The organism is Parabacteroides sp. AF19-14 (assembly GCF_003635485.1).
In the GTDB taxonomy this organism is placed as follows: domain Bacteria; phylum Bacteroidota; class Bacteroidia; order Bacteroidales; family Tannerellaceae; genus Parabacteroides; species Parabacteroides distasonis.
This window is the reverse complement of record NZ_QTMJ01000008.1, coordinates 1-19544: the sequence shown is the minus strand read 5'-3', so window position 1 is coordinate 19544 and position 19544 is coordinate 1. Positions and strand designations below refer to the sequence as shown.

The 19544-nt window shown below is 47.1% G+C and carries 15 protein-coding genes, 1 pseudogene and 1 riboswitch; of the genes and pseudogenes, 14 read left to right on the top strand and 2 right to left on the bottom strand.

Annotated elements, in window-relative coordinates; translation table 11 throughout:
• The first annotated feature begins 9 nt into the window (after window positions 1-9).
• The 6 genes and pseudogenes from DWX33_RS09895 (at window position 10) to DWX33_RS09870 (ending at window position 6361) form a co-directional block, all read left to right on the top strand.
• A complete protein-coding gene (locus DWX33_RS09895; RefSeq protein ID WP_008779643.1) occupies window positions 10-657 on the top strand; it encodes an AAA family ATPase in 648 nt (215 codons plus the stop codon).
• A 58-nt stretch (window positions 658-715) separates the two neighbouring features.
• Window positions 716-3045, top strand: a pseudogene (locus DWX33_RS09890) (glycoside hydrolase family 3 N-terminal domain-containing protein).
• Between the two features lie 85 nt (window positions 3046-3130).
• Window positions 3131-3535 carry a hypothetical protein gene (locus DWX33_RS09885; RefSeq protein ID WP_122380302.1) on the top strand — a complete coding sequence of 135 codons (405 nt, stop codon included), beginning with the start codon at window positions 3131-3133 and terminating at the stop codon, window positions 3533-3535.
• A complete protein-coding gene (locus tag DWX33_RS09880) occupies window positions 3532-4833 on the top strand; it encodes a DUF3440 domain-containing protein (protein ID WP_121962275.1) in 1302 nt (433 codons plus the stop codon). Before DWX33_RS09885 ends, DWX33_RS09880 begins: the two co-directional genes overlap by 4 nt.
• Complete coding sequence (locus tag DWX33_RS09875) at window positions 4817-5341, top strand: ParB/RepB/Spo0J family partition protein (protein WP_122380301.1); 525 nt, start codon at window positions 4817-4819, stop codon at window positions 5339-5341. The genes DWX33_RS09880 and DWX33_RS09875 overlap by 17 nt, the downstream gene beginning before the upstream one ends.
• Before the next feature lie 90 nt (window positions 5342-5431).
• Window positions 5432-5528, top strand: a riboswitch (TPP riboswitch).
• Window positions 5529-5590: 62 nt separating this feature from the next.
• Window positions 5591-6361, top strand: coding sequence for a sulfide-dependent adenosine diphosphate thiazole synthase (locus DWX33_RS09870; RefSeq protein WP_005857953.1), 771 nt, complete (start codon window positions 5591-5593; stop codon window positions 6359-6361).
• A 56-nt stretch (window positions 6362-6417) separates the two neighbouring features.
• On the opposite strand, the gene DWX33_RS09865 is transcribed toward DWX33_RS09870, so the two are convergent.
• Entirely contained in the window at window positions 6418-6837 is a 420-nt protein-coding gene (locus tag DWX33_RS09865; RefSeq protein WP_005857951.1) for a hypothetical protein, read from the bottom strand.
• 70 nt (window positions 6838-6907) lie between these two features.
• On the opposite strand from DWX33_RS09865, the gene DWX33_RS09860 reads away from it, so the two are divergent.
• The 4 genes from DWX33_RS09860 to DWX33_RS09845 all read left to right on the top strand — a co-directional run bounded on the left by DWX33_RS09860 (window position 6908) and on the right by DWX33_RS09845 (window position 12915).
• The gene (locus DWX33_RS09860) at window positions 6908-7312 is read left to right on the top strand and encodes a DUF6769 family protein (protein ID WP_005857949.1); all 405 of its coding nucleotides are present in this window, start codon (window positions 6908-6910) and stop codon (window positions 7310-7312) included.
• A gap of 78 nt (window positions 7313-7390) precedes the next feature.
• Window positions 7391-8626: an efflux RND transporter periplasmic adaptor subunit gene (locus tag DWX33_RS09855; protein ID WP_008772502.1), complete on the top strand. Its 1236-nt coding sequence runs from the start codon at window positions 7391-7393 to the stop codon at window positions 8624-8626.
• Window positions 8627-8641: 15 nt separating this feature from the next.
• The gene (locus tag DWX33_RS09850) at window positions 8642-11725 is read left to right on the top strand and encodes an efflux RND transporter permease subunit (protein WP_008779648.1); all 3084 of its coding nucleotides are present in this window, start codon (window positions 8642-8644) and stop codon (window positions 11723-11725) included.
• Window positions 11726-11730: 5 nt separating this feature from the next.
• Window positions 11731-12915 (top strand): TolC family protein, encoded by a 1185-nt coding sequence (locus DWX33_RS09845; protein ID WP_036613957.1) that lies wholly within the window; start codon window positions 11731-11733, stop codon window positions 12913-12915.
• A gap of 66 nt (window positions 12916-12981) precedes the next feature.
• Here DWX33_RS09845 and DWX33_RS09840 read toward each other — a convergent pair whose 3' ends face one another.
• Window positions 12982-13929, bottom strand: coding sequence for a nitronate monooxygenase family protein (locus tag DWX33_RS09840; protein WP_057329172.1), 948 nt, complete (start codon window positions 13927-13929; stop codon window positions 12982-12984).
• Between the two features lie 108 nt (window positions 13930-14037).
• Here DWX33_RS09840 and DWX33_RS09835 point away from each other — a divergent pair, with 108 nt between their 5' ends.
• From DWX33_RS09835 to DWX33_RS09820, 4 genes are all read left to right on the top strand, one after another.
• Window positions 14038-14217, top strand: a complete 180-nt coding sequence (locus tag DWX33_RS09835; RefSeq protein ID WP_005857938.1) for a hypothetical protein — start codon at window positions 14038-14040, stop codon at window positions 14215-14217.
• A 164-nt stretch (window positions 14218-14381) separates the two neighbouring features.
• Window positions 14382-16502: a M3 family metallopeptidase gene (locus tag DWX33_RS09830; protein ID WP_122380300.1), complete on the top strand. Its 2121-nt coding sequence runs from the start codon at window positions 14382-14384 to the stop codon at window positions 16500-16502.
• Window positions 16503-16543: 41 nt separating this feature from the next.
• On the top strand, window positions 16544-18703 hold the full coding sequence (locus DWX33_RS09825; RefSeq protein WP_008772497.1) for a M3 family metallopeptidase: 2160 nt from the start codon (window positions 16544-16546) through the stop codon (window positions 18701-18703).
• A 117-nt stretch (window positions 18704-18820) separates the two neighbouring features.
• A partial coding sequence (locus tag DWX33_RS09820) for a site-specific integrase (RefSeq protein ID WP_122380299.1) occupies window positions 18821-19544 on the top strand: 724 nt, incomplete at its 3' end.

Here is a 19544-nt window from a genome sequence, read left to right as displayed (position 1 = left end):
TTGAAATCTATGGATAATAAAATCATATTGACGATAGGCCGCCAGTTCGGAAGCGGTGGCCGCGAGATCGGACAACGTTTGGCGAAGGAGTTGGGTATCGGTTACTATGATAAGGAACTGATTACCGTGGCGGCCCGTGAGAGTGGATTATGCGAGGATGTTTTCGAGAAGGCGGACGAACGTGCCTCCAGTGGTTTATCGTACGCTTTTACGATGGGGTATTCTTCTTTTATGGGAGGGATGTTTACGCCTTATAATGATATTTTGTCTAATGACGGTCTTTTTAAGATACAGAGTGACGCTATCCGTAAATTGGCGGAGACTGAGTCGTGTGTTTTGGTAGGGCGTTGCGCTGATTATATCCTCCGGGATAATCCGGCTTGTTTGAGCTTCTTTATCCATAGTTCAGTGGAGAGCCGGGTCCAAAAGACCGTGGAAAGGCATGGTGTGACGGTGGAAGAGGCGAAGAACATGATGGAGAAGACTGATAAATCCCGTGCGGCTTACTATAATTATTATACGAATAAGACATGGGGAATGGCCTCTTCTTATAATTTCTCGATCGATGTATCCGTATTAGGGATCGACGAGACCGTGGAATTTATGAAAAGCTTTATCGAGCGCAGATTGAATAAGCGTCCGCCTCATTTCGGATAAATCGTATTCTTGAGAAACCATTATTGAATAGAGATTAACCTATTAAAACTAAGAAAGTATGCGAAAACCTTTTATTACTGTTCGGCTGACCCATGGTATGTTGGGCGCCTTGTTAGTTTCCACCTGTGCTTGTTCGGGCACGAAGTGGACGGAGGTGGAGAAAGATTCTATCCGTATCGTTACCCAGCAAGAAGGAGCTGTATTAGGATATTCCGCCAATTCGGGGGTGAGACTTCTTACTGTTGACGGATATGCCTTCAAAGATCTGAATCGGAACGGGCGGCTTGATCCGTATGAGGATTGGCGTCTTACGCCCGAGGAACGTGCCGTTGATTTGGCCGGACAGTATCTACAGAGGAAATCGCCGGATTGATGCTTTATAGCGCCCATCAATCTATCCCCGGTGCCTCGAAAGGGTTTGGAACTTCTACCTACAATGGCAAATCTTTTGATGAGAGTGGAGCCCAGCCATCCGATCTTTCCGATGCGCAGCGTAAATTCCTCACCGAGGATAATGTTCGTCATGTATTGGTTACGAGAGTGCAAAGCCCAGAAGTGGCGGCTCGCTGGAATAATAATGTGCAAGCTTTAGTGGAGGGCATCGGTCACGGTATCCCAGCCAATAATAGTTCCGATCCTCGCCATGGTACGGCTGCGGATACAGAGTATAATTTTGGTAGTGGAGGACAGATCTCCTTATGGCCCGGTTCTTTAGGTTTGGCGGCTACTTTCCGTCCGGAAATGATGAGACGTTTTGGTGAGATCGCCTCTGCTGAATATCGGGCGTTAGGTATCGCTACCGCCTTGTCCCCGCAAGTGGATATGGCGACGGAGCCCCGCTGGAGCCGTGTGAGCGGTACGTTTGGAGAGGATCCGGACTTGGTTACGGATATGTCTCGTGCGTATGTGGACGGTTTTCAGACTTCAACCGGTGGGAAAGAGATTCGTGACGGTTGGGGCTATGAGAGCGTAAACGCCATGGTAAAACATTGGCCGGGGGGTGGACCGGGTGAGGCTGGACGTGATGCTCATTACGGTTATGGTAAATACGCCGTTTACCCCGGAAAGAATATCGAGGAACAAAAGAAGCCTTTTGTGGAAGGCGCCTTTAAATTGGATGGAGCTACCGGCAAAGCTTCTGCGGTGATGCCTTATTATACGATTTCTGTCGGACTGAATCCGGATGGTGCGGATATTGCGAATAGTTACAACCGTTATCTGATTACGGATCAATTACGTGAGAAATATGGATACGACGGTGTGGTTTGTACAGACTGGGGAATCACGGGTGATGAGACGGGCATAGAGACCTTCGCCGGAAAACCTTGGGGAGCGGAGGAGCTTTCTGTTGCCGAACGGCATTACCGTATTTTGATGGCTGGCGTAGATCAGTTTGGTGGTAATAACGATAAAGGCCCGGTATTGGAGGCTTATAAGATGGGTGTGGAAGAGATGGGAGAGCCCGCCATGCGTGAACGTTTCGAGACTTCTGCCGTACGTTTATTACTGAATATCTTTCGGACAGGATTATTTGAGAATCCCTATTTAGACCCTGCCGAATCCCAAAAGATCGTAGGGAATCCTGATTTTATGAAGGAGGCTTACGATGCCCAGCTCGCTTCTGTCGTGATGCTGAAAAATAAGGGAAACGCCTTACCTATGAGTAAGGAGATGAAGGTGTATATTCCGAAACGTTATTATCCGGCGGTAGTCGGTTTCTTCGGAACGACTAGCGAGGCTCATAGGGATGATCCGGTGAATTTGGATTTGGTTCGTAAGTATTTTACGGTCGTTGATAATCCCGATGAGGCGGATTTCGCTATCGTCTTTATGACGAGCCCGATCAGTGGTACGGGGTATGATAAATCCGATCGTGAGAAAGGAGGAAACGGTTATATGCCTATCAGTTTACAGTATAATGATTATACCGCTACCTATGCCCGTAACCCAAGTTTGGCGGGGGGAGATCCGTTTGAGAATTTCACGAACCGTTCTTATAAAGGTAAGTCCGTGAAAACAGCTAATAAGCAGGATATGCTTTCTGTTTTGGAGACAAAGGCTAAAATGAAAGGTAAGCCTGTAATCGTATCTTTGGAGATGGATAAGCCCACGATTATGTCCGAGTTCGAGGGTTCGGCGGATGCCATTCTGGTGAACTTCGGTGTACAAAACCAAGCGGTCTTGGATATCATCAGTGGAAAAGCCGAGCCTTCCGCTTTGTTGCCTTTGCAGATGCCGGCAGATATGCGTATCGTGGAGGAGCAATTCGAGGATGTTCCCCGGGATATGAAATGCTATACGGACAGCGAGGGCCATCTGTATGATTTCGCTTTTGGTATGAATTGGAAAGGCGTTATCGATGATGAGCGAGTGACTAAATATAAATAGGGTAAATTACATTTTTGTGTTTCTGTGGTTACGGTATCTATATTTAATGCCTAAATTTGCATGGTAATATTATTAAGTGCAGACCATGAAAATTATGACATTGCAGGGAACGGACAAATTGTTATATGAACTTGTCGCGCCTTTGGTTATGAATCCAGCCATTTTGCGACAAAATAACAATTACCCTTTTAAAACATCTCGTAGCCACGTTTGGTATATAGCCTTTCATGAAACGGCTGTTGTTGGTTTTATGCCTGTAAAAAAAGGACATCTCTATTACTCTATAGACAATTATTTCGTGAGTGGTGATGATCCTTTGGTATTGAGTGAACTTCTTGAAGAAGTCATAAAGGATTTTTCATCTCAAGCTTCACTTATGGCTGTTGTGCATAAACGTCATGTAAAAGTGTTCTCACAAAAAAAGTTCCAGACATGTGTTGAGTGGAAAAATTATGATAAAATGCATTATTTACCGGAGGTAGAGTCATGATGCGAAGAATGGATGTGTACGAGGCGACAGAGAAAAGATTGAAGATCATTTTTGATTATTTCGATTACGTATACGTCTCTTTTTCCGGCGGAAAGGATAGTGGTGTACTGTTGAATTTGTGTGTAGATTATATTCGTAGATACGCTCCGGGACGAAAACTAGGTGTATTTCATATGGATTATGAGGTTCAATACAGCCAGACGACCGAATATGTGGAAAAGGTTTATGCCGCTAATTCCGATATCCTTGATATTTATCATTGTTGTGTTCCTTTTAAAGTCCAGACATGTACATCTATGTTTCAACAATATTGGAGACCTTGGAGCGAGGAGTGCCGGGATATCTGGGTTCGAGAGATGCCCCATTCATGTCTCCGGGCGAAAGACTTTGACTTCTTCAAGGAGGACATGTGGGATTATGATTTTCAGAATATGTTCCCTTTTTGGTTGTATCAACGGAAAATGGGCCGGCGTATATGTTGCCTTGTTGGTATCCGTACCCAAGAGAGTTTTAATAGGTGGCGAGCCATACATAGTGATAAGAATTACAGAAAACTAGCTAATTATAAATGGACTCGCAGGATGAATTATTCTATATATAACGCATATCCTATTTATGATTGGAAAACTCAGGATATCTGGATAGCGAATGGAAAGTTCGGTTGGCCATATAATCATTTGTATGATTTGTATTATCAAGCAGGGGTGCCTTTGTCCCGGCAACGTGTGGCGAGCCCATTCATATCCCAAGCGATATCCACACTGTTCATTTACAAAGTTGTCGATCCCGACATGTGGGGACGGATGGTTGGACGTGTAAACGGTGTTGGCTTTGCCGGTATATATGGGAATACCTCCGCTATGGGATGGAGGGCTATCAAGTGCCCAGCCGGGTTCTCTTGGGAGAAATATATGTATTTTCTCCTAAATACCTTACCCGAAGAAACTTGTGAGAACTATTTGAATAAGTTAAGAGTCAGCCGTAAATTCTGGAGAGAAAAAGGAGGATGCCTCAGTGAGGAGACTATCGCTAAGTTACGGGCGGCTAATATTCCTATCATTGTGGAAGAATGTACCGCTTACCATACGGATAAGAAACCGGTACGGATGGAGTATATCGATGATATCAATATACCCGAGTTTAAAGAAATCCCTACTTACAAACGTATGTGTGTTTGTATTTTGAAAAACGATCATACATGTAAGTATATGGGTTTTTCCCAGACAAAACGAGAGAGGGATATGAGAAAAGAAGTAATGGACAAATATAATTTTTATAAGCATGGGAAACTTTGTTAGTCCGGCATATGGTGTTAGGGCTGTCCCTATAGAAAAAATTGTAGCCAACAGCTATAACCCTAATATCATGGCACCACCGGAAATGCGATTATTGGAACTTTCCATTTGGGAGGATGGCTATACGATGCCTTGCGTCTGTTATTATCTAGAAGAGTATGATTTATATGAGATAGTAGATGGTTATCATCGTTATCTGGTTATGAAGCAATCTCAAAGGATTTATGATCGTGAGAAAGGAATGTTGCCTGTAACGGTGATTGAGAAAGATATTTCAAACCGAATGGCTTCAACCATTCGCCATAACAGGGCTCGAGGGATGCACAACTTGGAACTTATGACGGAGATTGTTACGGAGTTGGTCAAATCGGGGATGTCTGATAAGTGGATCATGCGTAATATTGGAATGGATAAAAATGAGTTACTTCGGTTCAAGCAGATTTCGGGATTAGCTGAATTATTCCGGGATAAAGAATTCGGTTGGTCTGATGACTGGTCGGAAGAAGACTAAACTTTTTACATTTTGTTTGTCTGAGCGTTTTTTGCCTTTTATGGCTCTGTTGAGTACATATATACTAATTTTTTGTACATTTGCCCCCGACTTTTCACATAGGGGTGCCCGAGTCATACGGGCTGAGATTATACCCATCGAACCTGATCCGGGTAATGCCGGCGAAGGGAAAATAAGGTAGAACTAGGAAATAAAGGGGGCGTTACCTCTATGTGCTCCCTGATGTTTAAACTTTAATTAGTTATTAAGATGGAACAGATTGTTTCAAGTGGAATCATTGACTCTTACTTCGAGAAGTTGAAGAGCAACTTGTCTGTGGATGTAGCGATCGTGGGTGGGGGACCTTCCGGTATCGTAGCCGCTTATTTCTTGGCGAAAGCCGGTAAGAAGGTGGCGTTGTTTGATCGTAAGCTGGCTCCCGGTGGAGGTATGTGGGGCGGCGCTATGATGTTCAACGATATCGTGGTGCAGGAAGAGGCTATGCCGATCATCAAGGAATTGGGCGTAAGCTATAAGGAAGGTGCTAACGGCACGTATATCATGGATTCGGTACATACCACTTCCGCTTTGATTTATCAGGCGACGAAGGCGGGCGCTACGATCTTTAACTGCTATTCGGTAGAGGACGTGGTGTTTCATAACGATGCCGTAGCCGGTGTGGTAGTGAACTGGGCTCCGGTAATCCGTGAGGGGATGCACGTGGATCCGTTGACGATCATGGCAAAGGCTGTCTTGGAAGGTACGGGGCATGATTGCGAGATTGCCCGTGTGGTAGCCCGTAAGAATGATATCCAATTGAATACACCGACCGGAGGCGTGATCGGCGAGCGTTCCTTGAATGTGGAGCTGGGTGAGCAGACGACGGTGGAGAACACGAAGGAGATCTACCCGGGATTATTCGTTTCCGGTATGGCCGCTAACGGCGTAAGCGGTAGCTTCCGTATGGGACCGATCTTTGGCGGCATGCTGATGAGCGGCAAGAAGGCTGCTGAGTTGATCTGCGAAAAACTTGGGAATTGAAAATTGAGAATTGAGAATTGAAAATTATTGATTGTTGTATCTTTAATTTTCAATTCTCAATTCCCAACGGTTTTTCCTTGTCTCAAGAATAAGAATCCCGTTATGATCAACGCCGTGGATAATCCCGTATAGAATACAGAAATGAAAGAATTCGGCAGTAAATGGAGCGCACGGATCGTGATCCCGAAAGCGATCATGAAGATCATGATAATCCAACCTTTCACGTCGAAGAAAGAGAACGGGCAATGTTTCCCGTTTTTCCGGGAGATCCGTTCGGAATGTTTATAGAAAAGCCGTTTAAAGACCAAATTGAAGAAAAGTAAGAAAACGATGGTCGCTTCCCCGATCTTGAATAACCAATAATGGGTATCGTTTAACCATGTGACGATACCGATGCGTAAGATATTGATACCGGCGAAAATCCATACGCAACCGGCGGTATATAATAATACCTTTTTATTTACTCCAAACTTCATCTATCTTTTTATTTACCGCAAACTTACAACATTCATGTAAAAAACGGAAAAATATCCTTATCTTTGTGCCATGCGTGAGAAAATGAAACAGAGGGTTGTACAATACGTGGTGCTGATGGCCGGCATCTTGGCATTGCTTTCTGTGGTTATCCCTCACCATCATCACCGGGACGGGATGCCTTGTTATCAATCCTTGACCGCGGAGCAAGCGCATGGCGATAAAAGCACTGATACGCATGATTGCGGTTGCGACGGGCATAACTTGGCCTATTTCAGTACGCATATTTCTCATTTTATGGATGGAGATGTGGATATACATCTGATGCCGTTACTCGTCTTATTTGATTACATTTATCCACCTGAACCGGCGTTTTGCGGACAGCTCCTTGATCACGAGAACGCCCCCTACATTGAGTCGCTGCACGACACTTGGATAGTGAGTGCCTCGGGACTTCGTGCCCCTCCTATGTCTTGATACCTCGTTTGTGAGAGTGGGTGAGGACAGACTTGCCCCTATCTATTTATTATTAACGATATCAAGATTTTTTACACAATGAAGAAAATATATTTGGTAGGTGCGATGTGCGCTTACCTGTTTGCCGGTTGTGCGGGAAATGCGTCGCAAGCCGGACACGATGAGCATAATCATGAATTAGAGGCTCACGACCATGAGCATGAAGGTGAGGATCACGATCACGATCATGATCATGAGGGACATGAACACGAAGGCCATGACCATGAGCATGAGGCTGGTGGTACCCATCCCGGCGAGATTGTCTTTAAGAAAGCCTTAGCCGAGGCCGTTGGTTTGCAGACCGTAACGGTTAATCCCGCTCCTTTCACGGATGTGATTAAGACGAGCGGACGAGTAATGGCAGCGCAAGGGGAGGAGTCCGTGATCGTCGCTACCGTCCCCGGCGTGATCTCGTTTGGTAGCTTGCCATTCGTGGATGGTACGGCGGTACGCAAGGGACAGGCCGTGTTGAGTATCGCTTCCAACGCCCTCTCGGATGGAGACGTGGCGGCAAGGGCTAAATTCGCTTATGAGACGGCGAAAAAGGAATACGAGCGTATGCAAGCCTTGGTAGGCGATAAGATCGTATCCGCCAAGGATTTCGAGCAGGCCCGCTTGAATTACGAGAACGCCAAGGTCGCTTATGAGGCGATAGCGGGAAAACAGACGGCGAAAGGCGTGTCTGTAGTCTCTCCCTTGAATGGTTACTTGAAGAACATCCAAGTGAAAGAGGGTGATTATGTATCCGTAGGCCAGCCTTTGGCTACGATCTCGCAAAACAATCGTTTGGTATTGCGTGCGGACGTGTCTGAGAGGTATTACAACGATCTTCCCATGATCCAAACCGCTAATTTCATGACTCCGTATGATAACGCTCTCTATAAATTGTCTGATTTGCGTGGACGGTTGTTATCGTATGGAAAGGCTTCCGATATGAACTCTTTCTATGTACCGGTGACTTTCGAGTTCGATAATAAAGGAGCGGTTATCCCCGGTTCTTTCGTGGAGATCTTTTTGTTGACAAAGCCGATGGAGAATGTCTTGAGCGTGCCTGTCTCCGCCCTTATCGAGGAGCAGGGCGTTTATTCGGTATTTATCCGTCTGGATGAGGAAGGCTATAAGAAGCAATGGGTGACGCTGGGAGCGAATAACGGCTCGGAGGTACAGATCCTTTCCGGATTGAAACCGGGCGATGAGGTCGTGACTCGTGGCGCTTACCAGATCAAGTTGTCTTCCGCTTCTAACGCGATACCGGCTCATAGCCATAGCCATTAATAGGAGGGACGTTGCATGTTAAATAAGATAATTTATTATTCATTGCACAACCGGTTGGTAATCTTGGTTTGTGCGCTATTGCTGATGATCTGGGGTACGTACACGGCGTTTAATACGGACGTGGATGTGTTCCCGGACTTGAACGCCCCGACGGTCGTGATTATGACCGAGGCGAACGGTATGGCTCCCGAGGAGGTGGAACGCTTGGTGACATTCCCTGTGGAGACTGCCGTGAACGGTGCGATGGACGTGCGGCGTGTACGTTCCTCGTCTACCACCGGATTCTCCGTGGTTTGGGTAGAGTTTGATTGGGGTACGGATATTTACCGGGCTCGTCAGATCGTGTCCGAAAAACTGGCTGTCTTGGGTGAGAGCCTTCCCGAGAACGTAGGTAAACCGACCTTAGGCCCGCAGTCATCCATCTTGGGTGAGATGATGATTCTCGGTTTGACCGCCGATTCCACGTCTTTGTTGGACTTACGTACGATCGCCGACTGGACGATCCGTCCCCGTTTGTTGTCTACGGGCGGTGTGGCGCAGGTTGCCGTGATCGGTGGCGATATTAAGGAGTACCAGATCTTGTTGGACCCGGCTCGTATGAAGCACTACGGTGTAGGGTTGAACGAGGTGTTGGATGTTTGTCGGAATATGAACCGGAACGCCAATGGTGGTGTATTGTATGAGTTTGATAATGAGTATATCATCCGGGGAGTCTTGTCTACGTCGAAGGCGGAAGAGATCGCTCAGGGTGTGGTGAAGACCGTGAATGAGTATCCGGTTACGCTGGGTGATATCGCTACGGTTAAGATCGGCGGTAAAAGCCCGAAGCTGGGAACCGCTTCCGAGCGGACGAAGCCGGCCGTATTGATTACCGTGACTAAACAGCCGGATACGAGTACGGAGAAGTTGACGGAGAAGCTGGACGAGATTGTTGTCGATTTGCGGAAGAACTTGCCGGTGGATGTACATGTCTCTACGGATATATTCCGCCAGAGTCATTTTATCGATAACTCTATTAATAATGTAAAGAAGAGCTTGTTTGAGGGTAGTTTCTTCGTGGTGATCGTCTTGTTCCTGTTCTTGATGAATATACGTACGACGGTGATCTCGTTGGTAGCCTTGCCGTTATCTTTGCTGGTCTCTATCATCGTATTGCACTACATGGGATTGACGATTAACACGATGAGCTTGGGAGGTATGGCGATCGCTATCGGTTCCTTGGTGGATGACGCTATCGTGGACGTGGAGAACGTGTATAAACGAATCCGGGAAAACCGGCTCTTGCCTCCGGATCAGCAACGCTCTACCTTGGAGGTGGTTTACGACGCTTCCCGTGAGGTACGTATGCCGATCTTGAACTCTACCTTGATTATCGTGGTGAGCTTCGTGCCCTTGTTCTTCTTGAGTGGTATGGAAGGCCGTATGTTGGTTCCGCTGGGTATCGCTTTTATCGTGGCATTGTTTGCTTCTACGGTGGTGGCTCTTACCTTGACCCCGGTGCTTTGTAGCTATTTGCTGAACCGTAAAGCGACGGGAATGAAGGAACTGCGTGAGGCTTGGATAGCCCGGAAGTTGAAGGTGGTGTATAAACGGGCTTTGGAGTTAGCGTTGGCTTACCAGAAATGGGTGCTAGGTACCACGATCGCTTTGTTTGTGGTCGCCTTGGTGATCTTCTTTCACTTGGGACGTAGTTTCTTGCCCCCGTTCAATGAGGGTTCTTTTACGATCAACGTAAGTTCGCTTCCGGGAATTTCCTTGGACGAGTCGGATCAGATCGGACGCCGTGCGGAAGCGTTGCTGTTGCAAGTGCCCGAGATAAAGACTGTAGCTCGGAAGACCGGTCGTGCGGAATTGGATGAGCATGCCTTGGGCGTGAATGTTTCCGAGATCGAGGCTCCTTTCGAATTGCAAGACCGTAGTCGGGATGAGGTGATGAATGATGTCCGCAAGAAGTTATCTACGATCAGCGGCGCTAATATAGAGATCGGGCAACCTATTTCCCATCGTATCGACGCTATGCTTTCCGGTACGGAGGCGAATATCGCTATCAAATTGTTTGGTACGGACTTGAACCTGATGTTTACGGTCGGTAACCAGATCAAGGCCGCTATCCAAACGATCCCGGGTCTGGTGGACTTGAAGGTAGAGCAGCAGATCGAGCGTCCGCAGTTGACAATCACCCCGAAACGTGAGTTGCTGGCTAAATATGGCATTCCTCTGCCGGAGTTCGAGGAATATATCAATGTGATGTTGGGAGGAGAGGCCGTCAGTCAGGTGTACGATGATGGCAAGAGTTTCGACTTGACCGTGAAGACCTCCGACGCTAGCCGTGCCACGATGGATGATATTAGCAATCTGATGATCGATGCCGCCGGACAGAAAGTGCCGCTAAGCTACGTGGCCGATATCCGTTCGGTGACCGGTCCGAATACGATCAATCGTGAGAATGTGCAACGTAAGATCGTGATTAGCGCCAATGTATCGGAACGTGACTTGCGAAGTGTGGTTAATGAGATACAGGATCGGGTAGAGGCTAATATCCGTTTGCCGGAGGGATACCATATCGAATATGGCGGCCAGTTCGAGAGCGAGGCGGCGGCCAGCCGTACCTTATTGCTGACGTCGTTGATGTCGTTATTGGTGATCTTCATGTTACTGTACAATGAGTTCAAGGACGTGAAGGAGAGTGGCGTGATCTTGTTGAACCTGCCGTTGGCGTTGATCGGTGGCGTGATTATCCTATGGCTTACTTCCGGCGAGATCAGTATCCCGGCGATTATCGGTTTCATTTCCTTGTTTGGTATCGCTACCCGAAACGGTATGCTGCTGATCAGCCACTATACGCATTTGCGTGGAGAGGGAATGGGATTGCGAGAGTCCGTGATACAAGGTTCCCTAGACCGTTTGAACCCGATCTTGATGACGGCGTTGAGTTCCGCCTTGGCGTTGATCCCGTTGGCGTTGAATGGCGATCTTCCCGGGAATGAGATCCAAAGCCCGATGGCGACGGTGATCTTGGGTGGTTTATTAACCTCTACGTTCTTAAACGGATTCATCATCCCGATTGTTTATCTGATAATGAACAAGAATAAAGAATAAGTTTTATGAAATCATATATTATAGTCGCCGCCTTGTCTGTATTGACAGGCGGCCTTTCCGCCCAGACTTCTATAGAGGACGTGCTCCGGAGCGTGGAGGCGAACAATAAGGATTTACAGGCGAACAGCCAGTTGGTCCAGTCGCAGAAGCTGGAGGCGAAGTTGGATAATAATTTGCCAGACCCTTCGGTCTCTTATTCGCATTTCTGGGGGAATAAAGAAGGGATGGGATTCACGGGCGAGTTCGTGGCTTCCCAAAGCTTTGATTTCCCGTCCGTATATGTCCGGAAGCATAAGCTGACGAAGGCGAAATCCGCGGGTTTGGATCGTCAAGGGATGGCTTTTCGTCAGCAAATCTTGTTGCAGGTGAAAGAGGTTTGCCTAGATTTGGTGCTGTTGAACCAGCAGAAGAACCTATTGGATACCCGTCTTAGGAACGCCGAGCAACTTTCCGCTTTTTATGCGACTCGTTTGGAGAAAGGAGATGCGAATATCCTTGAGACAAACAAGATCGATCTGGAATTATTGAACGCCCGGACAGAGGCCCGGATGAACGAGACTTCCCGTATTGCCAAGCTGCAGGAGCTGGCTACCTTGAATGGCGGTATCGCTATCGAGTTTACGGATACGGTTTACGCCTTGCCGGATAGGGAGGTGCTTTCCTTTGATGAGCTGAGAACGGAGGCGATGCAATCCGATCCGCAATTACAGACTTTGCGTAGCGACCAGACGACAGCCCTTCGGCAGGTGAGCGTGAATAAGGCGAAAGGTCTGCCCGGCTTTGAGTTAGGGTATCGTATGAATCCCGCCTCGGGTGGAGAGCGTTTCAATGGTTTCTTGGTAGGAATCACCATCCCGTTGTTCTCGAACCGTAATAACGTGAAACAGGCGAAGGCTCAGGCCCGCTATACGGAGATGCAGTTGGAGAGCGCTTCTTTCACGGTAGAGAATGGGTTGAGGCAGCTATATGACCAGTCTGTCTCCTTAAAGAAATCTATCGATGAATATAAGGATGTGCTGAAAAGGCAGAATAGCTTGGTCTTGTTGAACAAGGCTATACAGGCCGGACAAATATCTATGATCGAGTATTTCGTGGATGTGACGACCTATTACCAAAGCGTGCAAAACTACCTGCAATTGCAAAACCAATACCAAAAGGTCATGGCACAATTGTATAAGTATCGATTATGATAAGGAACACAACTGTGTTTTCTCTTGAACACAGTTGTGTTTATCCACAGATACAGTTGTGTTTTCTTACGAACACAACTGTGTTTTTACGTTCTCTAAGGATCGCTTAAAGTCACGGATCAATTCTTTCATCACCTCTTCCACGGATAATTCCTCCCAGAATAAAGACGCTACCTGTCCGATCTCTAACTCGCCTTCCTTTAGGTCGCCCTCAAAGATTCCTTTCTTGGCACGTCCTTTGCCTAATAACTCACGTAATTCTTCCACGGACGCTCCCCGGGCTTCCGCTTCTTCCACTGCCGTAGCGAAATCTCCTTTTACCAGACGGGTAGGAGACAGTTTCTTTAATAATAACTTCGTATCGCCTTCCTTAAGATTCAAGCATAGTTTCTTGAAATTCTCGTGTGCCGAGCTTTCTTTGGTTAGGGCGAAACGAGTGCCTATCTGTACGCCGTCGGCCCCTAGTGCGAGTGCCGCTAGCATCGCTTGACCGTTTCCGATACCTCCTGCCGCCAAAAGGGGGAGAGAGGTCGCTTTCCGGACAGCGGGGATCAGGCACATCGTAGTTGTTTCCTCCCGTCCGTTGTGCCCGCCGGCCTCGAAGCCTTCGGCAACGATGGCATCCACTCCGGCCTCCTCGCATTTCGTGGCGAATTTAGAGCTGCTTACCACGTGAACGACCGTCATGCCATGATCCTTCAAATACTTTGTCCATGTTTTCGGGTTGCCGGCGGAGGTAAATACGATCTTCACTTTTTCCTCCACCAATATCCGCATCAAGGTATCGATTTCCGGGTACATCAGCGGGACATTCACGCCAAAAGGCTTGTCGGTCGCCGCCTCGCATTTACGGATATGTTCCCGGAGCACTTCCGGGTGCATGGAGCCTGCCCCGATCAATCCTAATCCACCGGCGTTACTAACCGCTGAAGCTAGCCGCCAACCACTACACCAAACCATTCCCGCCTGTATGATGGGATACTGAATACCAAAAAGACTACAAATTCGATTCATATTATTTCTTGCGTTAATCTCGCTAAAATTAGTGAACTATTTTTATTGGAACAACAATTTCTTTGTCGAGGTTGTTGAATAGGCATATAACTTTAAAATATAAGAGATATGCCAGAGAATATAATGAAAACGTTATGGGATGAGAGCGATGATCTTCACGATGAGACCATGTCTACCAATTCGGTATTGTCGGATGATTACACGTCTAATGACATTCAAGATTTACAAGAAACGATCGAAAATGAAAATATCGAGGACGGTATAGAGAGCGATTCGATTGAACATTGAATGAAAGCATATTGGGTCCCCGAAGGGAAGATCTCCCTTTGGGGATCTTTTTTGTGTGAATTGTGAAAATCTTTTTCCGGATTCTAAATAATAACAATTTGAAATAGAATTGTAACGCAAAACTTCGTTATCTTTGTCCATTGTAATTCTAATATAACAATGGCATGAATAAAACGCTTATGGCCGCAGGTTTAGCGGTTATTTTGGGAGCTTGTTCCTCCTCAAAGAAAAGCGATGTAGCGGAAGGCGCTACACCCAATCCGTTTTTTGCGGAGTATACGACACCGTTCGGGGTGCCTCCGTTTGACCAAATAGAGGTGGCTCATTACAAGCCGGCTCTTTTGAAAGGCATGGAAGAGCAGTCGAAGGAGATCGAGGCGATCGTGGCAAATCCGGATGCGCCGACATTCGAGAATACGATCGTGGCCTTAGACCAAAGTGGCGAGTTGCTTACTAAAGTAATGTATGCTTTCGGTGGCCAATCCAGTGTGAATACCACGGACGAGATCCAAGAGCTCGAACGTGAGCTTTATCCCCTTTTATCCAAACATTCGGATGATATCAGCTTAAATCCCAAGCTTTTCGCCCGGGTGAAATCCGTATATGAGAATCAGGCGAGCTTCCATCTGGATAAGGAACAGAAGAAGCTGTTGGAGGAAACCTATAAAAGCTTTGTCCGGGGAGGAGCCAATCTGCCGGAGGATAAGCAGGCGAAGTTGCGTGAGCTGAACGAGAAGATATCCATGCTCCAACTTACTTTCGGACAGAATACCTTGAAAGAGACCAACGCTTTCCAATTAGTGATCGATAATAAAGAGGACTTATCCGGCCTGCCGGAAGACGTGATCGTCAAGGCGGCGCAAACGGCCCAAGAGAATGGTCTGGATGGTAAGTGGGTGTTTACCCTCCATAATCCGAGCGTGATGCCTTTCCTTCAATACGCCGATAAGCGTGATTTGCGTGAGAAGATCTTCAAGGCGTATACAAATCGTGGCAACAATAATAATGAGAATGATAATAAGGAGGTCGTTAAGCAGCTGGTTACCGCTCGTCTGGAGAAAGCCCGATTGATGGGATATGAGGATTATGCCGCTTTCGTATTGGAAGAGAATATGGCGAAGAACGAGAAGAACGTGTACGACTTGCTCGATAAAATCTGGCCGTCTGCTTTGGCGAAAGCGAAAGAGGAATTGGCCGATATCAACGCCGAGATCAAGAAGGAAGGTGGTAATTACGAGGCCGAGGGCTGGGACTGGCGTTATTATTTCGAGAAAGCCAAGAAAGCGAAATATAACTTGGACGAGAACGAGATGCGTCCTTATTTTGAGTTGGGACATGTACGTGAGGGCATCTTCTATGTAGCCAATAAATTATACGGTATCACGTTTACCGAGATCAAGGACATCCCGAAACCGGACCCCGACGCTCTCGCTTTCGAGTGCAAGGATAAAGATGGTACGCATCTGGGCGTGCTGTATATGGATTTCTTTACCCGCCCGGGCAAAGGAGGTGGCGCATGGTGCGGCGGTTACCGCTCACAAACATATAAAGATGGGAAACGGGTAGCCCCGGTGGTTACTACCGTATTTAATTTCAGTAAACCGGCGGAGGGACAACCGGCGCTTTTGACGGCCGACGAGACCGAGACCGTATTCCATGAGTTCGGTCATGCCCTACATAGTTTATTCTGCGACGTTCATTATTATGGCGTGTCCGACGTGCCTCGTGACTTCGTGGAGCTACCTTCGCAAGTCGATGAGCATTGGGCCGTTGAGCCGGAGGTATTGAAAGTGTACGCTAAACATTACCAGACCGGCGAGGTAATACCGCAAGCCCTTGTAGACAAGATGATCAAGAGTGGCAAGTATGGACAAGGATTCGCTACGACGGAGTATCTGGCCGCCTCTTATCTGGATATGGATTATCATGTATTGAAAGAGATCCCTGCCGATTTGGATATTGAGAAATTTGAGGCGAAGGTCTTGGGCGATCGTGGTCTGATCCGTCAGATTCCGTCTCGCTACCGCTCCACTTATTTCGGACATACGATGGAAGGTGGATATACCGCCGGCTATTATAGCTATATCTGGGCGGAAGTGTTGGATTGCGACGCTTTCCAAGCTTATAAGGAGACGGGTGATATCTTCAACCCGGAGGTTGCCTCTAAATTCCGTAAATACGTACTGACCCCGGGCGGCATCGACGACGCTATGGACATGTACGTGAATTTCCGTGGCAAACAACCTAGCATTGATCCGCTGTTGGAGAACAGAGGGCTAAAATGAGCAGAACAATTCATAACTCATAAATCAAAAAATCAGTAAAGATGAAACAATTAATTATGGCAGCAGGATTAGCCGTTATGCTTACTGCCTGCGGTACTTCCGAAAAGAAGACCGTGGAGGGGGAGAACCCGTTCTTTGCGGAATATACCACCCCGTTTGGAGTTCCACCTTTTGATCAAATCAAGTTCGAGCACTACAAACCGGCCCTATTGCAAGGCATGGAAGAGGGACGCAAGGAGATCGAGGCGATCGTGAATAACCCGGAGGAGCCGACGTTCGAGAATACGATTGTCGCTTTGGATGAGCAGGGTGCGTTGCTTCGGAAGGTCCAGATTGTTTTCGGTGGACAGAATAGCGTGAATACGAATGATGAGATGCAGGCGTTAAGCCGTGAGATGTCGCCGCTATTGTCAAAATATAGTGATGATATCAACTTGAATCCGAAATTATTCGCTCGTGTGAAGGCGGTATACGATAAGAAGGATGAGTTGGGTCTCGATAAGGAGCAAATGAAGTTATTGGAGGAGACTTATAAGGACTTCGTTCGGGGTGGCGCTAATCTTTCCGCTGAGGATCAGGCTAAATTGCGTGAGTTGAATAGCAAGATCTCCATGCTACAGCTTACTTTCGGACAGAATATGCTGAAAGAGACGAACGCTTTTAAATTGGTGATCGACAAGCAGGAGGATCTTTCCGGTCTGCCCGAGACCTTGATCGCTAACGCCGCTCAAGCGGCCAAGGATGCCGGGATGGAAGGCAAATGGGTATTTACCTTGCAGAATCCGAGCGTGATGCCGTTCTTGCAATATTCCGATAAACGTGAGTTGCGTGAGAAGATGTTCAACGCTTATATCAACCGTGGTAATAATAATAATGAGAACGATAACAAGGAAGTGGTTCGTGATTTGGTTGCCGCTCGTTTGGCGAAAGCGAAGTTGATGGGCTATGATGATTACGCTTCTTTCGTGTTGGAGGATCGTATGGCGAAAAGCTCGGATAAGGTTTATCAATTGTTAGATGAGGTTTGGAAGCCTGCTTTGGCGAAAGCGAAAGATGAGTTGGCCGATATAAACGCCGAGATCAAGAAAGAAGGCGGCAATTTCGAGGCCGAGGGCTGGGATTGGCGTTATTATTTCGAGAAGGCCAAGAAAGCTAAATTCAATTTGGATGAGAATGAGGTTCGTCCTTACTTGAAGTTGGATAATGTTCGTGAGGGTGCTTTCTATGTAGCTAATAAGTTATATGGTATCACGTTCACCCCGATCCGTAATATCCCGTTGCCTTATCCGGAAGCGCAGGCTTTTGAGTGCAAAGATAAGGATGGCTCTCATTTGGGCGTTATTTATTTCGATTTCTTCCCTCGTGCCAGCAAGCGTGGTGGCGCATGGTGTGGTTCTTATCGTCCGCAGGCTTATAAGGATGGCAAGCGTGTGGCTCCGGTCGTAACGATCGTTTGTAACTTTAGCCAACCCGCTCCGGGACAACCTGCGTTGTTGAGCGCTGATGAGGCGAATACATTGTTCCATGAGTTCGGTCATGGTTTGCACGGCTTGTTCCGTGACGTGCATTACTCCGGTGTTTCTGGTGTTCCTCGTGATTTCGTGGAGTTGCCTTCACAGGTTATGGAGCATTGGGTATTCGAGCCGGAAGTATTGAAGGTGTACGCTAAGCATTATCAGACCGGCGAGGTGATCCCGGCCGAGTTGATCGAGAAGTTGGATAAGAGCGGTAAGTACGGACAAGGTTTCGCTACGACGGAGTATCTGGCGGCTTCTTATCTGGATATGGATTTCCATGCGATCAGCGGTGACGCTGCGGATAAGAAGGTGATCAAGTTCGTTGACCAGACGAATAATGTTCCGGCCAACTTGAATGTGATGGATTTCGAGCAACAGACGTTAGGCCGTCGTGGTTTGCTGAAACAAATCCCTTCCCGTTACCGTACGACTTACTTCAACCATACGATGGGTGGCGGCTACACCGCCGGCTATTATAGCTACATCTGGGCCGAGGTATTGGATTGCGACGCTTTCGAGGCATTCAAGGAAACCGGCGACATCTTTAACCAAGAATGTGCCGATAAATTCCGTAAATACGTACTGACCCCGGGCGGTATCGACGACGCTATGGATATGTACAAGAATTTCCGTGGCAAGGAACCGGGTACGGATCCGTTGCTGAAGAATAGAGGATTGAAATAATCTAGAAATGGAGATTTTATAAAGGCGGACTGGTTGGTTCGCCTTTTTTTGTATATGCTCAGCCTCCCGGATCTGTATTACATTTGCTAAGTTTTATCACGTAAAAATAGCGATAATATGGAGAAAAAGGATTTAGTAGAAGGAATGAGGCTGTATATCTATAAGTTGCGTATGGATGGGCGTTATTCCACGGCGAAGAGCTATCAGGATGCATTAAACTCATTCATGCGGTTTTGTGGGTTGGAGGTAATTCCCTATATCTATGTCAATAAGGAGAACCTTCGGCGTTATCAGGCCTTTTTGTTGAACAAAGGATGTACATGGAACACGGTGTCGACCTATATGCGTCGGCTCCGTTGTGTGTACAACATGGCGGTGGAGGAAGGGCTGGCCCCCTATATCCCTTATTTATTTAAGGGAGTTTTCACGGGTATAGAGAGCAAACGCAAAAAGGCGTTACCACAGGATTTATTACGTTCTCTGATGACGGCCCCATTAGATGATCCGGAACTGAGAAAAACACGGCAGGCATTGTGCCTGATGTTCCAGTTTTGCGGTATGGCATTCGTGGATTTCGCTCATCTGAAAAAGGAGAATGTCCGGGGTGGGGTTTTGGAATATAAACGCCAGAAAACGGGTACTCCGATGCTTATAGAGGTACAATCTACCGCATGGGAGTCGCTGAGGGAACTGTCAAGTGATGTAGGTAAGGACTCACCCTATTTGTTTCCTTTCTTGAAAGGGATAAAAGTGGGAAAAGAAGCCTACAAGGAGTACACTTCCGCTTTGGCCCATTTTAAGGCTCACCCGATAAATCAGGGGGAAAATTCTTTAATTCTAT

Bases quoted from the DNA above. Each gene is read 5' to 3' on its own strand.
- DWX33_RS09830 (WP_122380300.1), top strand. From the start codon at position 14,382: ATGAATAAAACGCTTATGGCCGCAGGTTTAGCGGTTATTTTGGGAGCT.
- DWX33_RS09895 (WP_008779643.1), top strand. From the start codon at position 10: ATGGATAATAAAATCATATTGACGATAGGCCGCCAGTTCGGAAGCGGT.
- DWX33_RS09885 (WP_122380302.1), top strand. From the start codon at position 3,131: ATGAAAATTATGACATTGCAGGGAACGGACAAATTGTTATATGAACTT.
- DWX33_RS09880 (WP_121962275.1), top strand. From the start codon at position 3,532: ATGATGCGAAGAATGGATGTGTACGAGGCGACAGAGAAAAGATTGAAG.
- DWX33_RS09875 (WP_122380301.1), top strand. From the start codon at position 4,817: ATGGGAAACTTTGTTAGTCCGGCATATGGTGTTAGGGCTGTCCCTATA.
- DWX33_RS09845 (WP_036613957.1), top strand. From the start codon at position 11,731: ATGAAATCATATATTATAGTCGCCGCCTTGTCTGTATTGACAGGCGGC.
- DWX33_RS09825 (WP_008772497.1), top strand. From the start codon at position 16,544: ATGAAACAATTAATTATGGCAGCAGGATTAGCCGTTATGCTTACTGCC.
- DWX33_RS09860 (WP_005857949.1), top strand. From the start codon at position 6,908: ATGCGTGAGAAAATGAAACAGAGGGTTGTACAATACGTGGTGCTGATG.
- DWX33_RS09835 (WP_005857938.1), top strand. From the start codon at position 14,038: ATGCCAGAGAATATAATGAAAACGTTATGGGATGAGAGCGATGATCTT.
- DWX33_RS09840 (WP_057329172.1), bottom strand. From the start codon at position 13,929: ATGAATCGAATTTGTAGTCTTTTTGGTATTCAGTATCCCATCATACAG.
- DWX33_RS09850 (WP_008779648.1), top strand. From the start codon at position 8,642: ATGTTAAATAAGATAATTTATTATTCATTGCACAACCGGTTGGTAATC.
- DWX33_RS09870 (WP_005857953.1), top strand. From the start codon at position 5,591: ATGGAACAGATTGTTTCAAGTGGAATCATTGACTCTTACTTCGAGAAG.
- DWX33_RS09855 (WP_008772502.1), top strand. From the start codon at position 7,391: ATGAAGAAAATATATTTGGTAGGTGCGATGTGCGCTTACCTGTTTGCC.
- DWX33_RS09865 (WP_005857951.1), bottom strand. From the start codon at position 6,837: ATGAAGTTTGGAGTAAATAAAAAGGTATTATTATATACCGCCGGTTGC.